The 20,745-nt window shown below is 58.0% G+C and carries 16 protein-coding genes, 2 tRNA genes and 1 rRNA gene; 5 read left to right on the plus strand and 14 right to left on the minus strand.

Annotated features, from left to right (window positions below; genetic code table 11):
• Positions 1 to 69: 69 nt before the first annotated feature.
• From PSEBG33_RS26200 to PSEBG33_RS26135, 14 genes are all read right to left on the minus strand, one after another.
• Positions 70 to 1,455 carry a M16 family metallopeptidase gene (locus PSEBG33_RS26200; RefSeq protein ID WP_005783486.1) on the minus strand — a complete coding sequence of 462 codons (1,386 nt, stop codon included), beginning with the start codon at positions 1,453 to 1,455 and terminating at the stop codon, positions 70 to 72.
• 58 nt (positions 1,456 to 1,513) lie between these two features.
• Positions 1,514 to 3,172: a Na/Pi cotransporter family protein gene (locus PSEBG33_RS26195; protein ID WP_005783487.1), complete on the minus strand. Its 1,659-nt coding sequence runs from the start codon at positions 3,170 to 3,172 to the stop codon at positions 1,514 to 1,516.
• Between the two features lie 212 nt (positions 3,173 to 3,384).
• The gene (locus PSEBG33_RS26190) at positions 3,385 to 4,152 is read right to left on the minus strand and encodes a TerC family protein (protein ID WP_005783489.1); all 768 of its coding nucleotides are present in this window, start codon (positions 4,150 to 4,152) and stop codon (positions 3,385 to 3,387) included.
• A 64-nt stretch (positions 4,153 to 4,216) separates the two neighbouring features.
• The gene (locus PSEBG33_RS26185; protein ID WP_003187405.1) at positions 4,217 to 5,524 is read right to left on the minus strand and encodes a CitMHS family transporter; all 1,308 of its coding nucleotides are present in this window, start codon (positions 5,522 to 5,524) and stop codon (positions 4,217 to 4,219) included.
• 380 nt (positions 5,525 to 5,904) lie between these two features.
• Complete coding sequence (locus PSEBG33_RS26180) at positions 5,905 to 7,866, minus strand: DUF4105 domain-containing protein (protein WP_005783492.1); 1,962 nt, start codon at positions 7,864 to 7,866, stop codon at positions 5,905 to 5,907.
• Positions 7,863 to 8,183: a DUF2388 domain-containing protein gene (locus tag PSEBG33_RS26175; RefSeq protein WP_005783494.1), complete on the minus strand. Its 321-nt coding sequence runs from the start codon at positions 8,181 to 8,183 to the stop codon at positions 7,863 to 7,865. Before PSEBG33_RS26175 ends, PSEBG33_RS26180 begins: the two co-directional genes overlap by 4 nt.
• A gap of 26 nt (positions 8,184 to 8,209) precedes the next feature.
• Positions 8,210 to 8,446 carry a DUF2388 domain-containing protein gene (locus tag PSEBG33_RS26170; RefSeq protein ID WP_232289399.1) on the minus strand — a complete coding sequence of 79 codons (237 nt, stop codon included), beginning with the start codon at positions 8,444 to 8,446 and terminating at the stop codon, positions 8,210 to 8,212.
• Between the two features lie 177 nt (positions 8,447 to 8,623).
• Positions 8,624 to 8,944 (minus strand): DUF2388 domain-containing protein, encoded by a 321-nt coding sequence (locus tag PSEBG33_RS26165; protein WP_005783498.1) that lies wholly within the window; start codon positions 8,942 to 8,944, stop codon positions 8,624 to 8,626.
• A gap of 328 nt (positions 8,945 to 9,272) precedes the next feature.
• Positions 9,273 to 9,488, minus strand: coding sequence for a DUF1127 domain-containing protein (locus tag PSEBG33_RS26160; RefSeq protein WP_005783500.1), 216 nt, complete (start codon positions 9,486 to 9,488; stop codon positions 9,273 to 9,275).
• 318 nt (positions 9,489 to 9,806) lie between these two features.
• Positions 9,807 to 11,300, minus strand: a complete 1,494-nt coding sequence (locus PSEBG33_RS26155) for an acetyl-CoA hydrolase/transferase family protein (RefSeq protein ID WP_005783502.1) — start codon at positions 11,298 to 11,300, stop codon at positions 9,807 to 9,809.
• Between the two features lie 179 nt (positions 11,301 to 11,479).
• On the minus strand, positions 11,480 to 12,916 hold the full coding sequence (locus PSEBG33_RS26150; protein ID WP_005783504.1) for an NAD(P)(+) transhydrogenase (Re/Si-specific) subunit beta: 1,437 nt from the start codon (positions 12,914 to 12,916) through the stop codon (positions 11,480 to 11,482).
• Positions 12,916 to 13,239 (minus strand): NAD(P) transhydrogenase subunit alpha, encoded by a 324-nt coding sequence (locus PSEBG33_RS26145; RefSeq protein ID WP_005783507.1) that lies wholly within the window; start codon positions 13,237 to 13,239, stop codon positions 12,916 to 12,918. Before PSEBG33_RS26145 ends, PSEBG33_RS26150 begins: the two co-directional genes overlap by 1 nt.
• Positions 13,240 to 13,254: 15 nt before the next feature.
• On the minus strand, positions 13,255 to 14,376 hold the full coding sequence (locus PSEBG33_RS26140) for a Re/Si-specific NAD(P)(+) transhydrogenase subunit alpha (RefSeq protein WP_005783509.1): 1,122 nt from the start codon (positions 14,374 to 14,376) through the stop codon (positions 13,255 to 13,257).
• 452 nt (positions 14,377 to 14,828) lie between these two features.
• Positions 14,829 to 15,728: a LysR family transcriptional regulator gene (locus tag PSEBG33_RS26135; RefSeq protein ID WP_005783510.1), complete on the minus strand. Its 900-nt coding sequence runs from the start codon at positions 15,726 to 15,728 to the stop codon at positions 14,829 to 14,831.
• A 156-nt stretch (positions 15,729 to 15,884) separates the two neighbouring features.
• Between PSEBG33_RS26135 and PSEBG33_RS26130 the strand changes: the two genes are divergently transcribed.
• The 5 genes from PSEBG33_RS26130 (at position 15,885) to PSEBG33_RS26110 (ending at position 20,681) form a co-directional block, all read left to right on the plus strand.
• Positions 15,885 to 17,066, plus strand: a complete 1,182-nt coding sequence (locus tag PSEBG33_RS26130) for an acyl-CoA dehydrogenase (protein ID WP_005783512.1) — start codon at positions 15,885 to 15,887, stop codon at positions 17,064 to 17,066.
• Positions 17,067 to 17,079: 13 nt separating this feature from the next.
• Positions 17,080 to 18,300, plus strand: a complete 1,221-nt coding sequence (locus PSEBG33_RS26125; RefSeq protein ID WP_005783514.1) for a CaiB/BaiF CoA transferase family protein — start codon at positions 17,080 to 17,082, stop codon at positions 18,298 to 18,300.
• Between the two features lie 580 nt (positions 18,301 to 18,880).
• Positions 18,881 to 20,417 (plus strand): 16S ribosomal RNA (locus tag PSEBG33_RS26120).
• An 81-nt stretch (positions 20,418 to 20,498) separates the two neighbouring features.
• Positions 20,499 to 20,575 (plus strand) — tRNA-Ile (locus PSEBG33_RS26115).
• Between the two features lie 30 nt (positions 20,576 to 20,605).
• Positions 20,606 to 20,681: transfer RNA gene (locus PSEBG33_RS26110), tRNA-Ala, on the plus strand.
• Positions 20,682 to 20,745: the final 64 nt, after the last annotated feature.

Below are 20,745 nucleotides of genomic sequence, written 5' to 3' on the forward strand. Positions count from 1 at the left end.
TCGGCGGTTCGCAGTCTTTGTAGGAAAAAATCCCAGACAGAATAACGTCTTAGCGCTGGGCCCGGTGCTTCATTCCACGATCCGTTGGCGATAACGCCGAATGCCAATCAACACTATGGCGATGAGCCCAAGCACGCCCGCACCTATCCAGGTCAGGGCGTCATAGCTCAACAACGGCTTTTCGATGCGCCAGTAGCCCGGTTGCTTGAAGACCTCGCGCATGGCCTGGTTGGTTTGCGAAAGGCTCACTGCCTTGATGCGCTTGACCGGGTCGCTGAAACGGCCGTCAGCGTAGTCGCCGGCGGCACTCCAGTAATAATCGGCCAGCGCACTGTTGCCCTGTACCGCCCAGGCTTGGCGGGCAATGGCAGCCTGCTGCAGGCGAGTGAACACCTTCGGGTCGATTCCGTCCTTGAGCAGTTGTGCCTTGAGGTCTTGCAAGACTTGCTCGGCTTCAGGGAGATTTTCCCGTTCGAGGTCGGCGTTCAGGCTCAGGAAGCCTACGCCGCCGAGCACTTCGCGTTCGCTCCAAGGGCCGTAGGACAAACCGTGCTTCAGACGCAGCTGTCGATACAGCGCCCAATCGAGATAATCCTTGAGCAGGTCGTAGGTTTCGTCATGCTGGTCGTCCAGCACCGGCTCGGGGAACAGCCAGTGCAGTTTGGCGCCATCGCCGACCCAGCCATGGACCAGGTCGCGCTGGGTGGCGGCGGTGTGCTGGATCTGCGGCAGCGGGCGATGCTCGCTTGGGTCTACCGGGTCGAGCTGGCCGTAGGTGCGTTCCAGGTAGGCTGGCAGCAGCTTGTCCAGATCGCCGACGACGATCAGGGTCATGTTGTTGGGCGCGTACCAGGCATTGCGCAGTTTCTCCAACTGATCGCGGGTCAGGTGGCCGACCTGCGCGCGTTCGGCGCATTTGAGCCCCAACTCGACGGCCAATTGGTTGCTGGCGCTGTGGCCCAGGTCCTGGCGATCCAGCAAACGTTGCAGGTGCGAATAATGGCCGCCGTCTTCGCGCTCGACCACCTGCTTGGCGGCGTTGATATTGGCATCGGTCAACTGCGTGCGGGTCAGGATTGCCAGCAGCAGGTCCAGCACCTTGCGCTGGTTGTGCGCGGGGGCCTCGATGACGAATGTAGTGTCGGCGTTGCTGGTGTAGGCGTTCCATTCGCCGCCCAACGCTTGCATGCGGTCTTCGAGGTCGCCTTCGCCACCGCCGTCGATGCCGCTGAACAGCAGGTGTTCGAACAGGTGGGGAAGCTCTTTGTCTTCGCAACCGAAGTCATCCAGGCCCACGCCGACCACCAGGCGGATGGCCACGTGCCCGCGTTCGGTGCCCGGTTTGAGCAGCAGCTGCAGGCCGTTGGGCAAGGTGTAGCCCTCGACTTGCTGACGGTCGAAGGCAAAGGTGTGTGCCGATCCTAGAAGCAGGCAGGCGAGTAACAGGCGACGCATAACAAGCTTCCTGGCGAGTGAGGTCCATTGTTAACTGACTTCACTGGCCGTCGTACGTTCAGGGCGAATGGGTGATGTCGGCAATATCTTCGGTGGAGAGTGCGCCAGTGTCGGACGTTTCCAAGACTACATAAGCGCTGCTGCAAAACAACGAGTTCAAGCGTTTCATGTCGGCGATCAGCTCCAGGTGCAGGGAGCTGGTTTCCAGGCTCTGTACGATCTTGCGCTGCAGGCGGCTGACATGGGCGTGAGCCAGGCGACGTTCCTGGGCGCGGAAGCGGCGTTTTTCACGCAGCAATTGGCGAGCGCTCTCCGGGTCGCCGCTGAGAAACACCGACAGACCCAGGCGCAGGTTGGCGATCAACTGGCTGTGCAGACCGCTGAGTTCTTCCAGGCCCACTTCGGAAAACTGCCGTCGCTGCGAGGTTTTCTGCTGCTGGACCTTGCGCAACATGCGTTCGATCAAGTCACCTGCCAGTTTCAGGTTGATCGACAACTCGATGATCTCCGCCCAGCGGCGGTTGTCTTGTTCGCTCAGGTCTTCACGGGGCATTTGCGCCAGATAGAGCTTGATCGCGCTGTAGAGCGCCTCGACGTCATCGCTGAGGCTGCGCATTTGCTGGGTGATTGCGGTTTGATTACCGCGCAGCACCTCCTGCATGGAGGTGAGCATATTGTCGATCAGGTCACCCAGACGCAGGGTTTCTCGCGCGGCGTTGGCTAAGGCCAGGCTCGGCGTGGTGAGCGCGGCCAGGTCGAGGTGGCGTGGTTTGGCCTTGCCATTGGTTTCTTCGCGCTCGGGCAACAGCCAGGCGCACAGCCGCGCCATAGGGCCAATGGTGGGCAGCAGAATCAAGCAGCGCGTGACGTTATAGAGCAGGTGAAAGGTGATGACCATGCCTTGGGCGCTGTAGTCCAGGCCGTCCATCCAGCCCACGAGCGGGTCAAGTACAGGAATGATCAGCAACAGGCCGATCAGTTTGTACAACAGGCTGCCCAGGGCCACTTGGCGGCCGGCGGTGTTTTGCATGCTGGTGCTTAGAAATGCCAGCACACCGCTGCCGATATTGGCGCCGATCACCAGGCCGATGGCCACGTGCAAACCGATCACGCCGGCGCCGGCCAGGGTGGCCGTAAGCAGCACGGCGGCGAGGCTGGAGTAGGAAATCATTGCGAACAGCGCGCCGACTAGGGCGTCGAGCAAGATATCGCCGGTCAGCGAGGCGAAGATCACCTTGACGCCCTGGGCATGGGTGATGGGTCCGGCGGCCTCGACGATCAATTGCAGCGCGAGGATGATCAGCCCAAGGCCGATCCCCACCCGGCCCAACTGCCCTGCCCGCGTCTGTTTGCGCGACAGGAAGAAAATCACCCCAAGGAAGATCAGCAGCGGCGACAGCCAGGACAAGTCGAAAGTCAGTACCCGCGCCATCAGCGCGGTACCGACGTCGGCACCAAGCATGGTGGCCAAGGCCGGTGTAAGGCTCATCAACCCCTGGCCGACAAAGGAAGTGACCAGCATCGCCGTGGCGTTGCTGCTTTGCACCATGGCGGTCACCAGGATCCCGGCGATAAAGGCCAGCCAGCGCTTGGACATGTTCTGCCCGATGACTTGGCGCAAGTTGGAGCCGTAGACCCGCAGGATGCCGGTACGGACGATGTGCGTGCCCCAGATAAGCAGGGTCACGGCGGAAAGCAGATTGAGCAGGGTCAGCATGCTCGGCCCCCCGTGTAGGTGCGCTCCAGGAGGAGCGAAGGAAAGTTACCGCGTGCCGTTCTACGTCTTGTACTTAAGCTGTAGTTGGCTAATGGGCTCTGCGCCAGCATCGCATAGCTAAACTCCGGATTGAAACAAAACTGTCATGAAATCAACTTTTTGGCAGACGAAAAAATGGGGCGCAAGCGCCCCATTTCAGCAGCGGGTCAGGTTTATTGACCCGGAATGTCTTTACGCAGTTTCACTGGATCCTGCTGCTTCTTCTTTTTGGCGATGGCGGTGCGCATCTTGATGTTCACCGCTTCCACTGCCAGCGAGAACGCCATGGCGAAGTAGACATAGCCTTTTGGCACATGCACGTCGAAGGATTCGGCGATCAGCACAGTACCCACCACCAGCAGGAACGACAGCGCCAGCATTTTCAGCGACGGGTGCTTGTCGATGAACTCGCTGATAGTGCCGGCAGCCAGCATCATCACCAGTACGGCCACGACGATTGCAGCCACCATCACCGGCACATGGGAAACCATGCCGACGGCGGTGATTACCGAGTCCAGGGAGAACACGATGTCGATGATGGCGATCTGGATGATGGTGTAGATGAACTTGCCACCGGCGCCTTTGGGCTCGTCGTTGGTTTCGTCTTCCCCTTCCAGGGCGTGGTACATCTCCTGGGAGCTTTTCCACAGCAGGAACAGGCCGCCGAAGAACAGGATCAGGTCACGGCCGGAAATACCCTGGCCAAACACCACGAACAGGTCGGCGGTCAGTTGCATGACCCAGGTGATCGACAGCAGCAACAGGATGCGCGTGACCATGGCCAGTGCCAGGCCGAAGATCCGGGTACGCGCCTGCATATGCTTGGGCATGCGGCTGACCAGGATCGAAATCATGATGATGTTATCGATGCCCAGGACGATCTCGAGAGCCGTCAGGGTGAAGAAGGCAATCCAGATTTCCGGATTGGTCAGCCATTCCATGTGTATTCCTTTGAGCAAGTGTTAAACCGCGCAAGCTGTAGCGCCGCGCGGTGAGTCAGTACGATTATAGAGTGCTGAACAGCGGAAAAATCCCCATCAGCAATGCGGCGAACATTATGCACAGGCATACCAGCACTGCCCACTTCAAGGTGAAGCGTTGGTGGTCGCCGAACTCAATACCCGCCAGCGCCACCAGCAAGTAAGTCGAGGGTACCAGCGGGCTGAGCAGGTGCACGGGTTGCCCGACGATCGACGCACGGGCCATTTCGACCGCGGTGATGCCGTAGTGGCTGGCCGCTTCGGCCAATACTGGCAGTACGCCGTAATAGAACGCATCGTTGGACATGAAGAAGGTGAACGGCATGCTCACCAGCGCAGTGATCACTGCCAGGTACGGGCCCATGGCTTCCGGGATGACCGCCAGCAGGCTTTTTGACATGGCGTCGACCATGCCGGTACCCGACAGGATGCCTGTGAAGATCCCGGCGGCGAAGATCAGTCCGACGACCGCCAAGACGCTGCCGGCGTGGGCTGCGACGCGGTCTTTCTGCTGTTGCAGGCACGGGTAGTTGACGATCATCGCGATACTGAACGCCACCATGAACAGCACCGGCAGCGGCAACAGGCCGGCAATCAGGGTGCACATCAGGGCCAGGGTGAGGGCGCCGTTGAACCAGATCAGTTTCGGGCGGCGGGCGTCGGGGAATTGCGACACGCTGATTTCGCTGTGGTCGATCTCGTCGCCCTGCAGGTGCAGTTCACCCAGGCGTGCGCGCTCACGCTTGCCGTACATGTAGGCAATTACCAGGATCGCCACGACGCCAGCGGCCATGGCCGGAATCATCGGTACGAAGATGTCGGACGGATCCACATGCAACGCACTGGCCGCACGAGCCGTCGGGCCACCCCAGGGTGTCATGTTCATTACACCGCCGGCGAGAATGATCAGACCGGCCATGATCCGCGGGCTCATGCCTATGCGCTGGTACAGCGGCAGCATGGCGGCGACGCAGATCATGTAGGTGGTGGCGCCATCACCGTCCAGGGATACCACCAAAGCCAGCACGGCAGTGCCGACCGAGACTTTCAGCGGGTCGCCCTTGACCATCTTGAGGATCTTGCGCACGGCCGGGTCGAACAGGCCGGAGTCGATCATCAAGGCAAAGTAGAGGATGGCGAACATCAGCATCACGCCAGTTGGCGCGAGCTTGGTGATGCCTTCGAGCATCATCGGGCCGATCTTCGGCGCGAAACCGCCGAACAGTGCAAACAGGATGGGCACGATGATCAAGGCGATCAGCGCAGACAGGCGCTTGGTCATGATCAGGAACATGAACGTGATGACCATGGCAAAGCCAAGGAAAGTCAGCATAGGAATACTCCAGGCGTAGCGCGGCTAGGGAATGGCGAACCGGGTGAGGGTCAGCGCAGAACGAAAGGCACGAGGCGTACGGGGGGAGTGGGTGCGAACAGGCGGGTACGAGCGGACATCGGGAATCACCATTGTTGTTGTTTACAGCCGGTCTGTTGCCGGCAGTTGGGGCGATCCTAGACGGGTAAGCTTTCAGCCAGCTTTCGCCACTAAAACTGTTGATGAAGGGGCGACATCTGGTCTTGAGGCTCATGCAGAACAAAATGTGGGAGCTGGCTTGCCTGCGATGAGGGTGTATCAGCCGACATTTCCTATGGCTGTGACATCGTCATCGCAGGCAAGCCAGCTCCCACATTAGAACAGTGGTTGCTACGAAAATATCAGGGCAGTTCGAGGCCGCCGGCCGCTTTATGCAGCGCACGCAAATGCTCACCCAGCTGCTTGAGGTTGGCCTCACACGCCGCAATCTCGGCAGCACGGGCCGGATCGAGCAGCGCCCTTACCTCTTTATCCAGCTCGCCGGTCAATGATTGCAACTGCTTCTGACGTTCGGCGCTCTCCGACTCCAGGCGCTTGGCTTCCGAAGGTTGCGGCAGGCCATAGCCGCCACTGTCGAGCAACTCGGCCGGGCGACTGAGAAAGCCACTGTTGGCGAGGATCTGTTGCAGCGTGTTGTTGGCTTTTTCCATGCCGCCATTTTTCAGCTCGCGGGCATTGAGATAGCGCTGTTTGACTTCGTCCTGGGCGAGCATCAGTTGCTTGCGATAGCTGGCTTGTTCAAGCAACAACAACGCAGCGCTGGTACGCAGGTCGGCCTGGCTGAACCACTGGCGGCGCGCTTGCGCATCCAGGGCCAGCCAGTCTTCGACCTGGGTCTGCTTGATCGGCAGGCGCTTGCGCAACACATCGAACATCGCCTGGTAGCGTTCGCGGAATGAGTCGAAGTGGTACCCCAGGCGCAACGCCTCACGCTTGTCATTCAATACGCTGGTATCGGCCAGGCCACGTGCGCTGAGGACTTCGAGCAAACCGTTGGGGGTGATGTTGTCCAGGCCGGTCAATTGCGGGTTGGCACTGCCACTGCGTAACAGTTTCAGGCTTTCAACCGCACAGTTGTTGGAGATAAAGAAATAGTTGCCGTCATAGCTCCAGTGCATTTCAGCCGCATGCTCGACGGTGTCGTTGATTTCCTGGCGGTTGAGCTTCAGCGGTACCGACGCCAGGCCTCGCAATTCGGTCTTGGTGTATTCATCGATGACCTGGGCCAGCGGCAATACGAACAGTCGCGACGGGTACTTGCCCACCAGCCCATCCCAGCTCGACAGCTGTACGTCACCGACGAAGGCGCGGTAGGACAGCACCAGGTGGCGGTCCAGATCCAGCCGGCAATCGGGGCCACGCGGGCGACCTGGCGCGCAGATCACCAGGCGCAACATGCTATGGCCCCAGCGGCTCACCAGATTCTGGTTGGCTTCGGCGAGCAGGTAATCGATTTCATACACCCGTTCCGGGTCTATTTGCCCCAGTGGCGTCTTGGCGAAGTCATTGCCGGCGTTCAGGAAAGGGTATGTCTTGGCACAGGGTTGCTGGTCGAGCGGCGCCCAGCCGAAATGTTCCTTGTAATAGCGGAACAGCGCAGGGCGTCGGCAGGCGTAGCTGGGGTCAAGGAGGAAGTACTCCATGTTGACTGCCACGAACTCCAACGGGCTGGTGGTTTCGTAGATGTCCGGGCTGCGCACCACCTGATTGTTGTGCTGTTCACGTTCGCCGCGGCGGCCGACATATTGTGGCCAGCCAGCGAGATCCAGCAGGCGTGGATCATCACTGAGGGTAAAGCGCCGGTCGTGCTGGCCACGGCATTGATCGGGCAGGCCGATCAAGCCGGTGATGTTGTTCTGGCGACTGCAACGCTGGATCAGTGCGCGCTCGTCTTTGGGCCACAGGCGTGCGCGGTCGTAGATGTGGGTCAGTTCATGCAGCAACGTGGCGAGCAATTCCTTGCGCACTGTGCCGTGGGGGCGATTGGTTTTGAGGGCGGCGGCGCTGCCGTCGGTCAGGCTGGCGAGCAGGTTTTGATTAAGGTCCAGCTCGGACACCAGGGACGCCTGGCCATAGGCATTTTCAGGCATCTTGTCGGTCCAGCCGACATCAATCCGCCGATCCAATTGCTCGACAAAACGTGGCGGCAAGGCGCGCAGCGCTTCATCGAGCAATGCCTGGCTGGCCTGCTGTTCGGCCGGGCTCAAACCATCGGTTTTGAGCCGCAGTTGCAGGCTGGCCTGGGCTGTACTTGCACACAACAGCACAACCCCGGCCAGGAGCCAGGTTTTGATGCGCCTCACAGAGCGAGGATAGCTTCGGCGAGGGTCTGGTCGCTGGCATCACGGGCTTCTGGCACGCGGGTGCGAAGGGTATCGAACGCGGCTTCAAGCTGGGCGCCGCGGATCTCGCCATTCGTGGCGACGAAGCTGGCGGCGTCGTCGTGGGCTTCGCGCACGATTTTGGAGTCGCGGATGGACGTGGTGGTGTCCGAGGTGAAATCAATGGTGCGCGCCGATGCACGCACGATGATGTTGCTGGTGGCCTTCAAGGTTTGCGCCTGGGCGACATCGACCAAAAACAGCAGGCCGAGGGCGGCGACGATCAACGGGCTACGCATCGAGTGACTCCGAAATACAAAGATAACTATTGGACGAGAATTGCTTGCGCCAGTTCAAGGTCGCTCGCATGAAGTTTTGGCCGACTGTGGCGCAGATAATCCAGCGCGGACTCCAGGCGTGCGCCCCGCCATTGGCCGTCAGTGGCAATGAAAGCGGCAGCATCATCCTGAGCGGCCATCACCAACTTGTTGTCGAACGGAGCAGAGGTCACCTTGCCGCTGGCATACACGCTGACAACGGTGCTCTGGGTGGACACATCCATGGCCAAAGCCAAGGGTGACCAGCAGGCGCAAAACAGTACGGGAACAATCAACAGGCGGTATGAAAAAACCATGGGACTCGACAACTGAAAACGAGCGCCAAGGCTAGCGCAATGACCAGGCGAGGGCCAGCGCCGAGGCATTCGGGAGCGGCAGGCGCTCCCGTCTGTTGCCGCAGATCAGATCGCCAGGATTGCCTGTGCCAGCTGTGCATCGGTAGCGATGGCCAGTTGCGGCGCTTGCTGGCGGATGTGGGCCAGGGCGCTTTCCAGTTTCACGCCACGGATAGCGCCTTCGCTGGCGACGAAGCTGGCTGCGTCATCACGGGCGGCCTGTACGACCTTATTGTCGCGCAGGGAGGAGGTCGCATCGGAGGTGGCGTCGGAAGTGGCTTTCAGGGCGCCAACGATCGAGTCAGTGGTCATGATGAAGCTGCTCGCGTTAGCGTTGGCGGCCAGGGTGAGCACGGCGGCGGTGCACAGCAGGCGAAGGCGGGGCATGGGGTAACTCCTGTAGACGAAATAAGGTGGCGCGACGCGGCCACAGTGAGACGGACTGGGACTGTTGAGCATCAGACGCTCGCTCTACAGGGTTCGCCACGTGGTGAGTGGATATTAGGCTTGGACCGGTGCAACAGGAAGCCTGTAATTTAACTGTACTGGTTAATAATTATTTTATTAAAACTGTACCTGTAGGTGGAAATCCTACCGATTCAATGCCCTTTCGCAGAAACAACAAAGCCCGCCTCCGGTTACCCGGGGCGGGCTTTGCTTTAACAAATCAGAGTGCTGGCGGTGGACCCGGTGGGTCAGGGCCAGCGGGCGCTGCTTAGCGCCAGAACGGCTTGCTCAGCTCTTCGTAGCGTTGAGCTTCGCTGATACCGGCGTCAGCCAGCAGACGCGAATCCAGGCGAGCCAATTGGTGGCGGCTGGAGATGCGGCGCTGCCACAACATCAGGTTGGCGAGAACGCGCAAAGGCAGGGAAGCGTTGGTGTTTACAGCTTTCTCTTCGAAGAACAGTTCGGAACTGAGTGTACGTTCCATGATGACATCCTTCCGCTTGTGGCGGGATTAGGTAGTGGTTTAACTGATGCCAATGATCCTCCTCCGGCGCAAGACTCTCTAGATACAGTTCACCTGTATTGTGAGGGGCCAGTTAACTGTTTAATACGGCTGTACGGTACGGAAATGGGGCAACTGTACCTGTGCGCACCTAAAAGGTGCGAAATGGGTGTTTTCAAGATGAGTTGTGGGATATTTAAGTAGGAAATGAGCGGTACAGTAGTACAGTTTATTGCATAGACACTGGCTAGGCTGCCGAGCTGATGAAACTGTAGTTGCATCAGCTCGGATCTGTATTCATCAAGCCTTGAGCATATGCCCGGTTTCTTCCAGGTTGATGTGCCAACTCAGTGCCTGGCGCAGGATATGCGGCGTGTGCCCACCGATGGCACAGGCGGCTTCGAAGTAAGTATTGAGCGCGTCGCGGTAGGCCGGATGCACACAGTTGTCGATGATCACCCGCGCACGCTCCCGCGGTGCCAGGCCGCGCAGATCGGCCAAGCCCACTTCGGTGACGAGGATGTCCACGTCATGTTCGGTGTGGTCCACATGGCTGACCATCGGCACCACGCTGGAAATCGCGCCCCCCTTGGCAATCGATTTGGTGACAAAGATTGCCAGGTGCGCGTTGCGCGCGAAGTCCCCGGAGCCGCCAATGCCATTCATCATCCGCGTGCCGCAGACGTGGGTGGAGTTGACGTTGCCGTAGATATCGAACTCCAGCGCGGTGTTGATACCGATGATGCCCAGGCGGCGCACCACTTCAGGATGGTTGGAGATTTCCTGTGGGCGCAATATCAGCTTGTCCTTGTAGTGCTCCAGGTTGCCGAAAACGTCGGCATTGCGGCGCTCCGACAAGGTAATCGAGCTGCCGGAGGCGAAGCTCAGCTTACCGGCGTCGATCAGGTCGAAGGTCGAATCCTGCAGCACTTCCGAGTACATCGTCAGATCTTCGAAGGGCGAATCGATCAAGCCACACATCACCGCGTTGGCAATGTTGCCGATCCCGGCTTGCAGCGGGCCGAGTTTGTTGGTCATGCGTCCGGCGTCAACTTCCTGCTTGAGGAAGTTGATCAGGTGGTTGGCGATGCCTTGAGTGTCATCGTCAGGCGGCGTCACGGTTGAGGCAGAGTCGGCCTGGTTAGTGACCACGATAGCGACGATTTTCTCTGGCGGAATCGGAATCGCAGTGCTGCCAATGCGGTCGTCGACCTTAACCAGCGGGATAGGCGTGCGCGTCGGCCGGTAGGTCGGGATATAGATGTCGTGCAGCCCCTCCAGATTCGGATTGTGCGCGAGGTTGATCTCGACGATCACGTGTTTGGCAAAAATTGCAAAGCTGGCTGAGTTGCCTACGGAGGTGGTGGGCACGATGTGCCCTTGTTCAGTGATTGCGACCGCTTCGATTACCGCAATGTCCGGCAACTTGAGCTGGTTGTTGCGCAGTTGCTCGACGGTTTCCGATAGGTGCTGGTCGATAAACATCACCTCGCCAGCATTGATCGCCTTGCGCAGCGTGCTGTCGACTTGAAACGGCATACGTCGCGACAGTACGCCAGCTTCGGTCAGTTGCTTGTCCAGGTCATTGCCCAGGCTGGCGCCCGTCATCAGCGTGATTTTGAGGGGCGAAGTCTTGGCGCGTTCGGCCAGGGCGTGGGGGACGGCCTTGGCTTCACCGGCACGGGTGAAGCCGCTCATGCCGACGGTCATGCCGTCCTCGATCAGTGCAGCGGCGTCTGCCGCGCTCATGACCTTGTTCAACAACGAAGGCAAGCGGATACGATCACGGTACATGAATTGTTATCTCAGGCTACGGAAGCAAGGTGGGCAGTGTAGTGATTTCAAAAAGTTTCGGCCCGCTACCATGGTCGAATGCCAGGTGGCGATTTAGAGCCTTTGGTCGGGTTTCATCCGCTAATAAAAAACCCCAGCCTACGTGAGGCCAGGGTTTCGGGTATTGCGCTGGCGCAGTGTTATTCGACAGCTTTGACCATATCTTCGATGACCTTCTTGGCATCACCGAAGACCATCATGGTCTTGTCCAGGTAGAACAACTCGTTATCCAGGCCTGCATAGCCGCTGGCCATCGAGCGCTTGTTGACGATGATGGTCTTGGCCTTGAACGCCTCGAGGATCGGCATACCGGCAATCGGTGAGTTCGGATCGTTCTTGGCCGCCGGGTTGACCACGTCGTTGGCGCCCAACACCAGCACCACGTCAGCCTGGCCGAACTCAGAGTTGATGTCTTCCATCTCGAATACCTGGTCGTAAGGCACTTCGGCCTCGGCCAGCAGCACGTTCATATGCCCAGGCATACGGCCCGCCACCGGGTGGATCGCGTACTTCACGGTGACGCCGCGATGGGTGAGCTTTTCGGTCAACTCTTTAAGCGCGTGTTGTGCCCGCGCAACGGCCAAGCCATAGCCCGGCACGATGATGACCGTGTCGGCGTTGGTCAGCAGGAAGGTAGCGTCGTCGGCGGAGCCGGACTTCACCGGGCGAGCTTCTTTAGAGCCAGCTGCTGCACCGGCGTCTGGCGTATTGCCGAAACCGCCCAGCAGTACATTAAAGAAGGAGCGGTTCATCGCCTTGCACATGATGTAAGACAGGATCGCGCCGCTGGAGCCGACCAGGGAGCCGGCGATGATCAGCATCGAGTTGTTCAGCGAGAAGCCAATGCCCGCCGCTGCCCAGCCGGAATAACTGTTGAGCATCGATACCACTACCGGCATGTCGGCGCCGCCGATCGGGATGATGATCAGCACGCCCAGCACGAAGGCCAGGGCCAGCATCAGCGCGAACGCAGTGAGGTTGCCGGTGAACATGAACGCCAGGCCCAGACCCAGGGTTGCCAAACCGAGCACCAGGTTCAGCTTGTGTTGCCCACCAAACTGTACCGGTGCGCCTTGGAACAGGCGGAACTTGTACTTACCGGATAGCTTGCCGAATGCGATCACCGAGCCGGAGAAGGTGATAGCACCGATGGCGGCACCGAGGAACAGCTCCAGGCGGTTACCGGCCGGGATCGAATCGCCCAGGTGTTTGACGATACCCAGGGACTGTGGCTCGACGACCGCTGCAATCGCGATAAACACCGCTGCCAGGCCGATCATGCTATGCATGAACGCCACCAGCTCCGGCATCTTGGTCATCTCTACGCGTTTGGCCATGATCGAGCCGGCCGTGCCGCCGACCAGCAGGCCGACGATGACGTAGCCGATACCGGCGGTGGCCAGCTCCGCGCCGAGCTTATAGATCAGGCCTACGGTGGTCAGCACCGCCAGTGCCATGCCGAGCATGCCGAACAGGTTGCCGCGTCGGGAGGTGGTGGGGTGCGACAGGCCTTTGAGGGCCTGGATGAAGCAGATCGACGCGATCAGGTAGAGCGTCGTCACCAGATTCATGCTCATTACTTCTGCACCTCTTCTTTCACAGCTTTGGGCGCTTTCTTCTTGAACATCTCAAGCATCCTACGCGTAACCAGGAAACCGCCGAACACGTTAACCGCAGCCAAAGCTACCGCCAGGGTGCCCATCGTCTTGCCCAACGGCGTCACGGTGAGGGCGGCGGCCAGCATGGCGCCCACAATCACGATCGCGGAAATCGCGTTTGTCACTGCCATTAATGGCGTATGCAGCGCGGGGGTAACGTTCCAGACCACGTGGTAACCGACATAAATCGCCAGCACAAAGATGATCAGGTTGTAGATACCGGGGGAGATAAGCTCTTCCATCGTCTGAATCCCTGCTTAGGCGTTTTTGCGGATGACTTGGCCGTCGCGGCACATCAGGCACGCGGCGACGATGTCGTCTTCGAGGTTGATTTCAAACTGCCCTTCCTTGGTGAAGACCAGCTTCAGGAAGTCCAGCAGGTTGCGTGCGTACAAGGCCGAGGCATCCGCGGCGACAGCGCCTGCCAGGTTGGTCGGGCCGCAGATGATCACGCCGTTTTCCACCACGACTTGGTCAGCGACGGTCAACGGGCAGTTGCCGCCCTGAGCTGCGGCGAGGTCGATGACCACCGAGCCGGGTTTCATCTGCGCGACGGTATCGGCGCTAAGCAGGGTAGGCGCCTTGCGGCCTGGGATCAGTGCGGTGGTGATGACGATGTCGGCCTGCTTGGCACGTTCGTGCACGGCCAGGGCCTGGCGCTGCATCCAACTGGTGGGCATCGGGCGCGCGTAGCCGCCGACACCGACGGCGCATTCACGCTCTTCATCGGTTTCGTAGGGCACGTCGACGAACTTGGCGCCCAGGGATTCGATTTGCTCTTTTACCGCCGGACGGACGTCGGACGCTTCGATGACCGCGCCCAGGCGTTTTGCCGTGGCGATAGCTTGCAGGCCCGCGACACCGGCGCCGAGGATCAACACGCGCGCAGCTTTCACAGTGCCAGCGGCGGTCATCAGCATCGGCATGAAGCGCGGGTAGTGATGGGCGGCCAGCAACACAGCCTTGTAACCGGCGATGTTGGCTTGCGAAGACAGCACGTCGAGGCTTTGGGCCCGTGAAGTGCGCGGCGCGGCTTCGAGGGCGAAGGCGGTGATGCCGCATTCGGCAAGCTTGGCGATGGTTTCGTTGCTGAACGGATTGAGCATGCCCACCAATACGGTGCCGCTTTTGATCAGCGCCAGTTCGCTGTCGCTGGGGGCAACCACCTTGAGGATCAGCTCGGCGCCGAACGCATCGCTGGCACTGCCAATGGTTGCGCCTGCCGTTTCATAAGCACTGTCGACGATGCTGGCGTTAATGCCTGCACCGCTTTGTACAGTGACCTTATGGCCCTGGCCGATCAGCTTCTTGATGGTTTCCGGGGTGGCAGCCACCCGCGTTTCACCGGTCTGGGTTTCGAGAGGAACACCAATGTGCACGTCAAATCTCCTGCATGATCTTTTTGCTTTTGATCTTTTTGTAAAAAGGCCAGTGCACCGCGAGTGGCGCAACTGGGGCGACCGATCAGCACGATCCCGCTGAAATGACAGCGGGGCGCGGCATTTTGCAGGCGAACTTTACGGCCTTCAAGAGATTATGACGGGTGACGAAAAATTAACTACAAGTCACCCTGTGACTGATTGTCGCAACCGACTTAAATAACCTCTTTAAATACAAGTCTTTAAAGGGTCAAGGGCATTTATTCGATGTTTTCCAATCGCCGACGTGAATGGTCGCTTATAGGCTGGTATTAGTCGCTACAAGCCATGTAGATCATGGCCTTGAGCCTTGTTTTCGCTCGACCGGTACAGACTGTCTAAATGCGACATATACGTATATCTGTAGGATTAAAAATAACCTGACTACAGGGTCAGCAAGTTAGCTTTATCCTTTAAATGCCGGGGTTGTAGCGCTTTGATTGTTCAATCAGCCAGTCCTTGAATGCGTGTAGCGAGGCCGATTCGACTTTTTTATCGGGAATCATGAGGTAGTACGCCTTTTCGCTGCTTAGCGTTTCGGTGCTCGCAATCACCAGTCGCTGCTCCTTCAGCTCGCGCTGGATGAGGAAGGGAGGTATGAGTGCGATGCCCATGTCATGCATAGCCGCTTGGGACAACATCGAGAATAGCTCGTATCGAGGGCCTGTCATGTCGCGCGGCAGGCTCAGCTGTTGCGCGTTGAACCACTGACGCCAGGCATAGGGGCGTGTTGTCTGCTGTAGCAGCGGTAATTCGGCGATCTCTTGAGGAGTTAAGTGCGCGCGGCCTCCAAGTAAGTGTGGACTGCACACCGGGACAGGGTTTTCTCCCATCAGCCGGTGTGACTCTGTGCCGGACCAATCGGCATCGCCGAAGTAGATCGCGGCGTCGAACGCAGTGTCGGCGAACAGGAACGGGCGTGTCCGATTGGTCAGATTCACGGTCACCTCCGGGTGCCGGTCCTGAAAGTCCTTGAGGCGTGGAATCAGCCATTGCGTGCCGAAGGTCGGTACCACCGCCAACTCGATGGCGTTGGTGCCCTGCTGACCCATGACCGAGAGGGTGTCGCGCTCTACGGCGTCCAGCTGTGTAGCAACTCTGCGGCTGTAAGAGAGCCCTGCCTCTGTCAGCTTCACCCCTCGACGCGATCGGCGAAACAGTTCGACACTTAAAAACTCCTCAAGGCTGGCGATCTGTCGACAGATGGCGCCTTGGGTGATGGAAAGCTCCTGTGCCGCCTTGGTGAAGCTTTCGTGACGGGCTGCCGCTTCGAAGCTGATAAGCGCGGTGGTGCTAGGGATTTTTCTGCGCATGTACGTTGCCCTCACAGATAAGGCGCATTTATGGGCTTTTCGAGTATTACGGAGTGAGAAATTAGCACAACCCTATGCAGAAACCTCGTTTGCCCTCTGCGCGTGGCCGGCCTAGTCTGAATCACGACTTCCGTTTTTATCCGCGAGGACTTATTCATGGCTGGCAAGGCAAGCTTCAACTGGATCGATCCACTGCTGCTGGATCAACAGCTCACTGAAGAGGAGCGCATGGTGCGTGACAGTGCCGAGCAGTTTGCTCAGGACAAGTTGGCCCCTCGCGTGCTCGAAGCCTTCCGTCATGAAAAGACTGATCCCGCTATCTTCCGTGAGATGGGAGAAACCGGTTTGCTGGGCGCGATGATTCCGGAGCAATACGGTGGCAGCGGCTTGAACTACGTCAGCTACGGGCTGATTGCGCGTGAGGTGGAGCGTGTCGACTCCGGCTATCGTTCGATGATGAGTGTTCAGTCGTCACTGGTCATGGTGCCGATCAATGAGTTCGGCACCGAGGCGCAAAAACAAAAATACTTGCCGAAATTGGCGTCCGGCGAATGGATTGGCTGTTTCGGGCTCACCGAACCCAACCATGGTTCTGATCCGGGCGCGATGATTACCCGTGCGCGAAAGGTAGATGGCGGCTACAGCCTGACCGGCGCGAAGATGTGGATCACCAACAGCCCGATAGCCGACGTGTTTGTGGTGTGGGGCAAAGATGATGCAGGCGATATCCGTGGTTTCGTCCTGGAAAAAGGTTGGAAGGGCCTTAGCGCCCCGGCGATTCACGGCAAGGTCGGCTTGCGAGCGTCCATTACCGGCGAAATTGTCATGGATAACGTGTTTGTGCCGGACGAGAACATTTTTCCGGATGTACGTGGCTTGAAGGGGCCTTTTACTTGCCTGAATTCGGCGCGCTACGGTATCTCCTGGGGGGCGTTGGGGGCTGCTGAGTTCTGCTGGCATACCGCGCGTCAGTACACCCTGGATCGTCAGCAGTTTGGTCGGCCATTGGCCGCAACGCAGTTGATCCAGAAGAAGCTGGCCGATATGCAGACCGAGATCACCTTGGCTCTGCAAGGGTGCCTACGTCTGGGGCGGATGAAAGACGAGGGGACCGCAGCGGTCGAGATTACATCGATCATGAAGCGTAACTCGTGTGGCAAGTCCCTGGACATCGCCCGCATGGCCCGCGATATGTTGGGCGGCAACGGCATCTCCGACGAGTTCGGGGTGGCGCGCCACCTGGTCAACCTCGAAGTGGTCAATACCTATGAGGGAACCCACGACGTGCATGCCTTGATTCTTGGGCGCGCACAGACCGGTCTTCAGGCGTTCTATTAATAGGAGCACGGACATGGGCGCGCTTTCCCACCTGCGGGTACTGGATTTATCGCGTGTACTGGCGGGCCCTTGGTCCGGGCAGATTCTTGCGGACCTTGGGGCCGAGGTGATCAAGGTCGAAAGGCCAGGCAGCGGTGATGACACGCGCGCCTGGGGGCCGCCCTTCCTCAAGGACGCATACGGCGAAAATACCAGTGAGGCGGCGTACTATCTGTCCGCTAACCGAAATAAAGAATCGGTGACCATCGACTTCACTAAGCCTGAAGGGCAGAAACTGGTGCGTGATCTGGCGGCCAAGTCGGACATCCTGATCGAGAACTTCAAAGTCGGTGGTCTAGCGGCTTATGGGCTGGATTACGAGTCGCTCAAGGAGATAAATCCTGAGTTGATCTACTGCTCGATCACGGGCTTTGGGCAGACGGGGCCTTATGCAGCGCGTGCCGGCTACGACTTCATGATTCAAGGGCTGGGTGGGTTGATGAGCCTGACCGGCCGGCCTGAAGGTGATGAGGGCGCAGGACCGGTGAAAGTCGGTGTGGCATTGACCGATATTCTCACGGGGCTCTATTCGACCGTCGCGATCCTGGCAGCGTTGGCTCACCGCGATCATGATGGCGGTGGGCAACATATCGATATGGCGCTGCTGGATGTGCAGGTGGCTTGCCTGGCTAATCAGGCGATGAATTACCTGACCACCGGAGTGTCGCCAAAACGCCTGGGCAATGCGCATCCGAACATCGTGCCGTATCAGGATTTTCCTACGGCTGATGGTGATTTCATCCTGACGGTGGGTAATGACGGCCAGTTCCGCAAGTTCGCTGAAGTTGCTGGGCAGCCGCAATGGGGGGATGACCCGCGTTTCGCCACTAACCAGGCGCGAGTGGCCAACCGTGCTGCACTGATTCCGTTGATCCGCCAGGCGACTGTCTTCAAGGCAACGGCTGAGTGGGTGTCGCAATTGGAGAGAGTGGGCGTGCCCTGTGGACCGATCAATGATCTGGCGCAAGTTTTCTCCGATCCTCAGGTCAAGGCGCGCGGCCTGGCGATGGAGCTTCCCCATGCGCTGGCGGGGATGGTGCCTCAGGTGGCCAGCCCGATACGCTTGTCCAAGACGCCAGTGGAATATCGAAATGCACCACCTCTCCTGGGGGAGCACACGCTTCAGGTGCTGCAGGGGATTTTGGGGCTAGGGGCAGCTAATGTGGCTGCGTTGAAGGAGGCGGGTATCGTCTGAATGATTTCCTTCTATATAGAGGGAAATCATGGCGTTCCTATAAGTGGTGGTGGTTTTCTAATCAATTCTAACTAATTGATAGAAAAGCGGAATTAAGAGTTGACGGCAGATTCTGGAAGCCTATAATTCGCCCCACTTCCGGCGCAGTCGAAACGGAAAACTCCTTGGTAAACAATGAGTTACGCAGTTTTCGACAGCAAGTTGCTTCAGTTCATCGAAGCCAAAAGGAAGTTGAAAAAGAGGTGTTGACAGCAGCGTGTAACGCTGTAGAATTCGCCTCCCGCTTCGGAGAGATCTTAAGCGCAAGTGGTTGAAGTTGTTGAAGAAATCTTCGAAAGCTTCTGAAAATAATCACTTGACAGCAAATGAGGCTGCTGTAGAATGCGCGCCTCGGTTGAGACGAAAGATCTTAACCAACCGCTCTTTAACAACTGAATCAAGCAATTCGTGTGGGTGCTTGTGGAGTCAGACTGATAGTCAACAAGATTATCAGCATCACAAGTTACTCCGCGAGAAATCAAAGATGTAACCAACGATTGCTGAGCCAAGTTTAGGGTTTCTTAAAAACCCAAAGATGTTTGAACTGAAGAGTTTGATCATGGCTCAGATTGAACGCTGGCGGCAGGCCTAACACATGCAAGTCGAGCGGTAGAGAGAAGCTTGCTTCTCTTGAGAGCGGCGGACGGGTGAGTAATGCCTAGGAATCTGCCTGGTAGTGGGGGATAACGTTCGGAAACGGACGCTAATACCGCATACGTCCTACGGGAGAAAGCAGGGGACCTTCGGGCCTTGCGCTATCAGATGAGCCTAGGTCGGATTAGCTAGTTGGTGGGGTAATGGCTCACCAAGGCAACGATCCGTAACTGGTCTGAGAGGATGATCAGTCACACTGGAACTGAGACACGGTCCAGACTCCTACGGGAGGCAGCAGTGGGGAATATTGGACAATGGGCGAAAGCCTGATCCAGCCATGCCGCGTGTGTGAAGAAGGTCTTCGGATTGTAAAGCACTTTAAGTTGGGAGGAAGGGTTGTAGATTAATACTCTGCAATTTTGACGTTACCGACAGAATAAGCACCGGCTAACTCTGTGCCAGCAGCCGCGGTAATACAGAGGGTGCAAGCGTTAATCGGAATTACTGGGCGTAAAGCGCGCGTAGGTGGTTTGTTAAGTTGGATGTGAAATCCCCGGGCTCAACCTGGGAACTGCATTCAAAACTGACTGACTAGAGTATGGTAGAGGGTGGTGGAATTTCCTGTGTAGCGGTGAAATGCGTAGATATAGGAAGGAACACCAGTGGCGAAGGCGACCACCTGGACTAATACTGACACTGAGGTGCGAAAGCGTGGGGAGCAAACAGGATTAGATACCCTGGTAGTCCACGCCGTAAACGATGTCAACTAGCCGTTGGAAGCCTTGAGCTTTTAGTGGCGCAGCTAACGCATTAAGTTGACCGCCTGGGGAGTACGGCCGCAAGGTTAAAACTCAAATGAATTGACGGGGGCCCGCACAAGCGGTGGAGCATGTGGTTTAATTCGAAGCAACGCGAAGAACCTTACCAGGCCTTGACATCCAATGAGCTTTCTAGAGATAGATTGGTGCCTTCGGGAACATTGAGACAGGTGCTGCATGGCTGTCGTCAGCTCGTGTCGTGAGATGTTGGGTTAAGTCCCGTAACGAGCGCAACCCTTGTCCTTAGTTACCAGCACGTCATGGTGGGCACTCTAAGGAGACTGCCGGTGACAAACCGGAGGAAGGTGGGGATGACGTCAAGTCATCATGGCCCTTACGGCCTGGGCTACACACGTGCTACAATGGTCGGTACAGAGGGTTGCCAAGCCGCGAGGTGGAGCTAATCCCATAAAACCGATCGTAGTCCGGATCGCAGTCTGCAACTCGACTGCGTGAAGTCGGAATCGCTAGTAATCGCGAATCAGAATGTCGCGGTGAATACGTTCCCGGGCCTTGTACACACCGCCCGTCACACCATGGGAGTGGGTTGCACCAGAAGTAGCTAGTCTAACCTTCGGGAGGACGGTTACCACGGTGTGATTCATGACTGGGGTGAAGTCGTAACAAGGTAGCCGTAGGGGAACCTGCGGCTGGATCACCTCCTTAATCGACGACATCAGCTGCTCCATAAGTTCCCACACGAATTGCTTGATTCATTGAAGAAGACGAAAGAAGCAGCCCGAAATTGGGTCTGTAGCTCAGTTGGTTAGAGCGCACCCCTGATAAGGGTGAGGTCGGCAGTTCGAATCTGCCCAGACCCACCAATTTTGTGTGGGAAACGCCTGTAGAAATACGGGGCCATAGCTCAGCTGGGAGAGCGCCTGCCTTGCACGCAGGAGGTCAACGGTTCGATCCCGTTTGGCTCCACCACTACTGCTTCTGTTTGTATAAAGCTTAGAAATGAGCATTCCATCGTTGTGATGGTGAATGTTGA

Source organism: Pseudomonas synxantha BG33R (assembly GCF_000263715.2).
Lineage (GTDB): Bacteria > Pseudomonadota > Gammaproteobacteria > Pseudomonadales > Pseudomonadaceae > Aquipseudomonas > Aquipseudomonas synxantha_A.

Bases quoted from the DNA above. Each gene is read 5' to 3' on its own strand.
- PSEBG33_RS26160 (WP_005783500.1), bottom strand. From the start codon at position 9,488: ATGGAACGTACACTCAGTTCCGAACTGTTCTTCGAAGAGAAAGCTGTA.
- PSEBG33_RS26130 (WP_005783512.1), top strand. From the start codon at position 15,885: ATGGCTGGCAAGGCAAGCTTCAACTGGATCGATCCACTGCTGCTGGAT.
- PSEBG33_RS26145 (WP_005783507.1), bottom strand. From the start codon at position 13,239: ATGGAAGAGCTTATCTCCCCCGGTATCTACAACCTGATCATCTTTGTG.
- PSEBG33_RS26200 (WP_005783486.1), bottom strand. From the start codon at position 1,455: ATGCGTCGCCTGTTACTCGCCTGCCTGCTTCTAGGATCGGCACACACC.
- PSEBG33_RS26165 (WP_005783498.1), bottom strand. From the start codon at position 8,944: ATGCCCCGCCTTCGCCTGCTGTGCACCGCCGCCGTGCTCACCCTGGCC.
- PSEBG33_RS26170 (WP_232289399.1), bottom strand. From the start codon at position 8,446: ATGGATGTGTCCACCCAGAGCACCGTTGTCAGCGTGTATGCCAGCGGC.
- PSEBG33_RS26195 (WP_005783487.1), bottom strand. From the start codon at position 3,172: ATGCTGACCCTGCTCAATCTGCTTTCCGCCGTGACCCTGCTTATCTGG.
- PSEBG33_RS26150 (WP_005783504.1), bottom strand. From the start codon at position 12,916: ATGAGCATGAATCTGGTGACGACGCTCTACCTGATCGCGTCGATCTGC.
- PSEBG33_RS26185 (WP_003187405.1), bottom strand. From the start codon at position 5,524: ATGCTGACTTTCCTTGGCTTTGCCATGGTCATCACGTTCATGTTCCTG.
- PSEBG33_RS26155 (WP_005783502.1), bottom strand. From the start codon at position 11,300: ATGTACCGTGATCGTATCCGCTTGCCTTCGTTGTTGAACAAGGTCATG.
- PSEBG33_RS26190 (WP_005783489.1), bottom strand. From the start codon at position 4,152: ATGGAATGGCTGACCAATCCGGAAATCTGGATTGCCTTCTTCACCCTG.
- PSEBG33_RS26125 (WP_005783514.1), top strand. From the start codon at position 17,080: ATGGGCGCGCTTTCCCACCTGCGGGTACTGGATTTATCGCGTGTACTG.
- PSEBG33_RS26175 (WP_005783494.1), bottom strand. From the start codon at position 8,183: ATGCGTAGCCCGTTGATCGTCGCCGCCCTCGGCCTGCTGTTTTTGGTC.
- PSEBG33_RS26135 (WP_005783510.1), bottom strand. From the start codon at position 15,728: ATGCGCAGAAAAATCCCTAGCACCACCGCGCTTATCAGCTTCGAAGCG.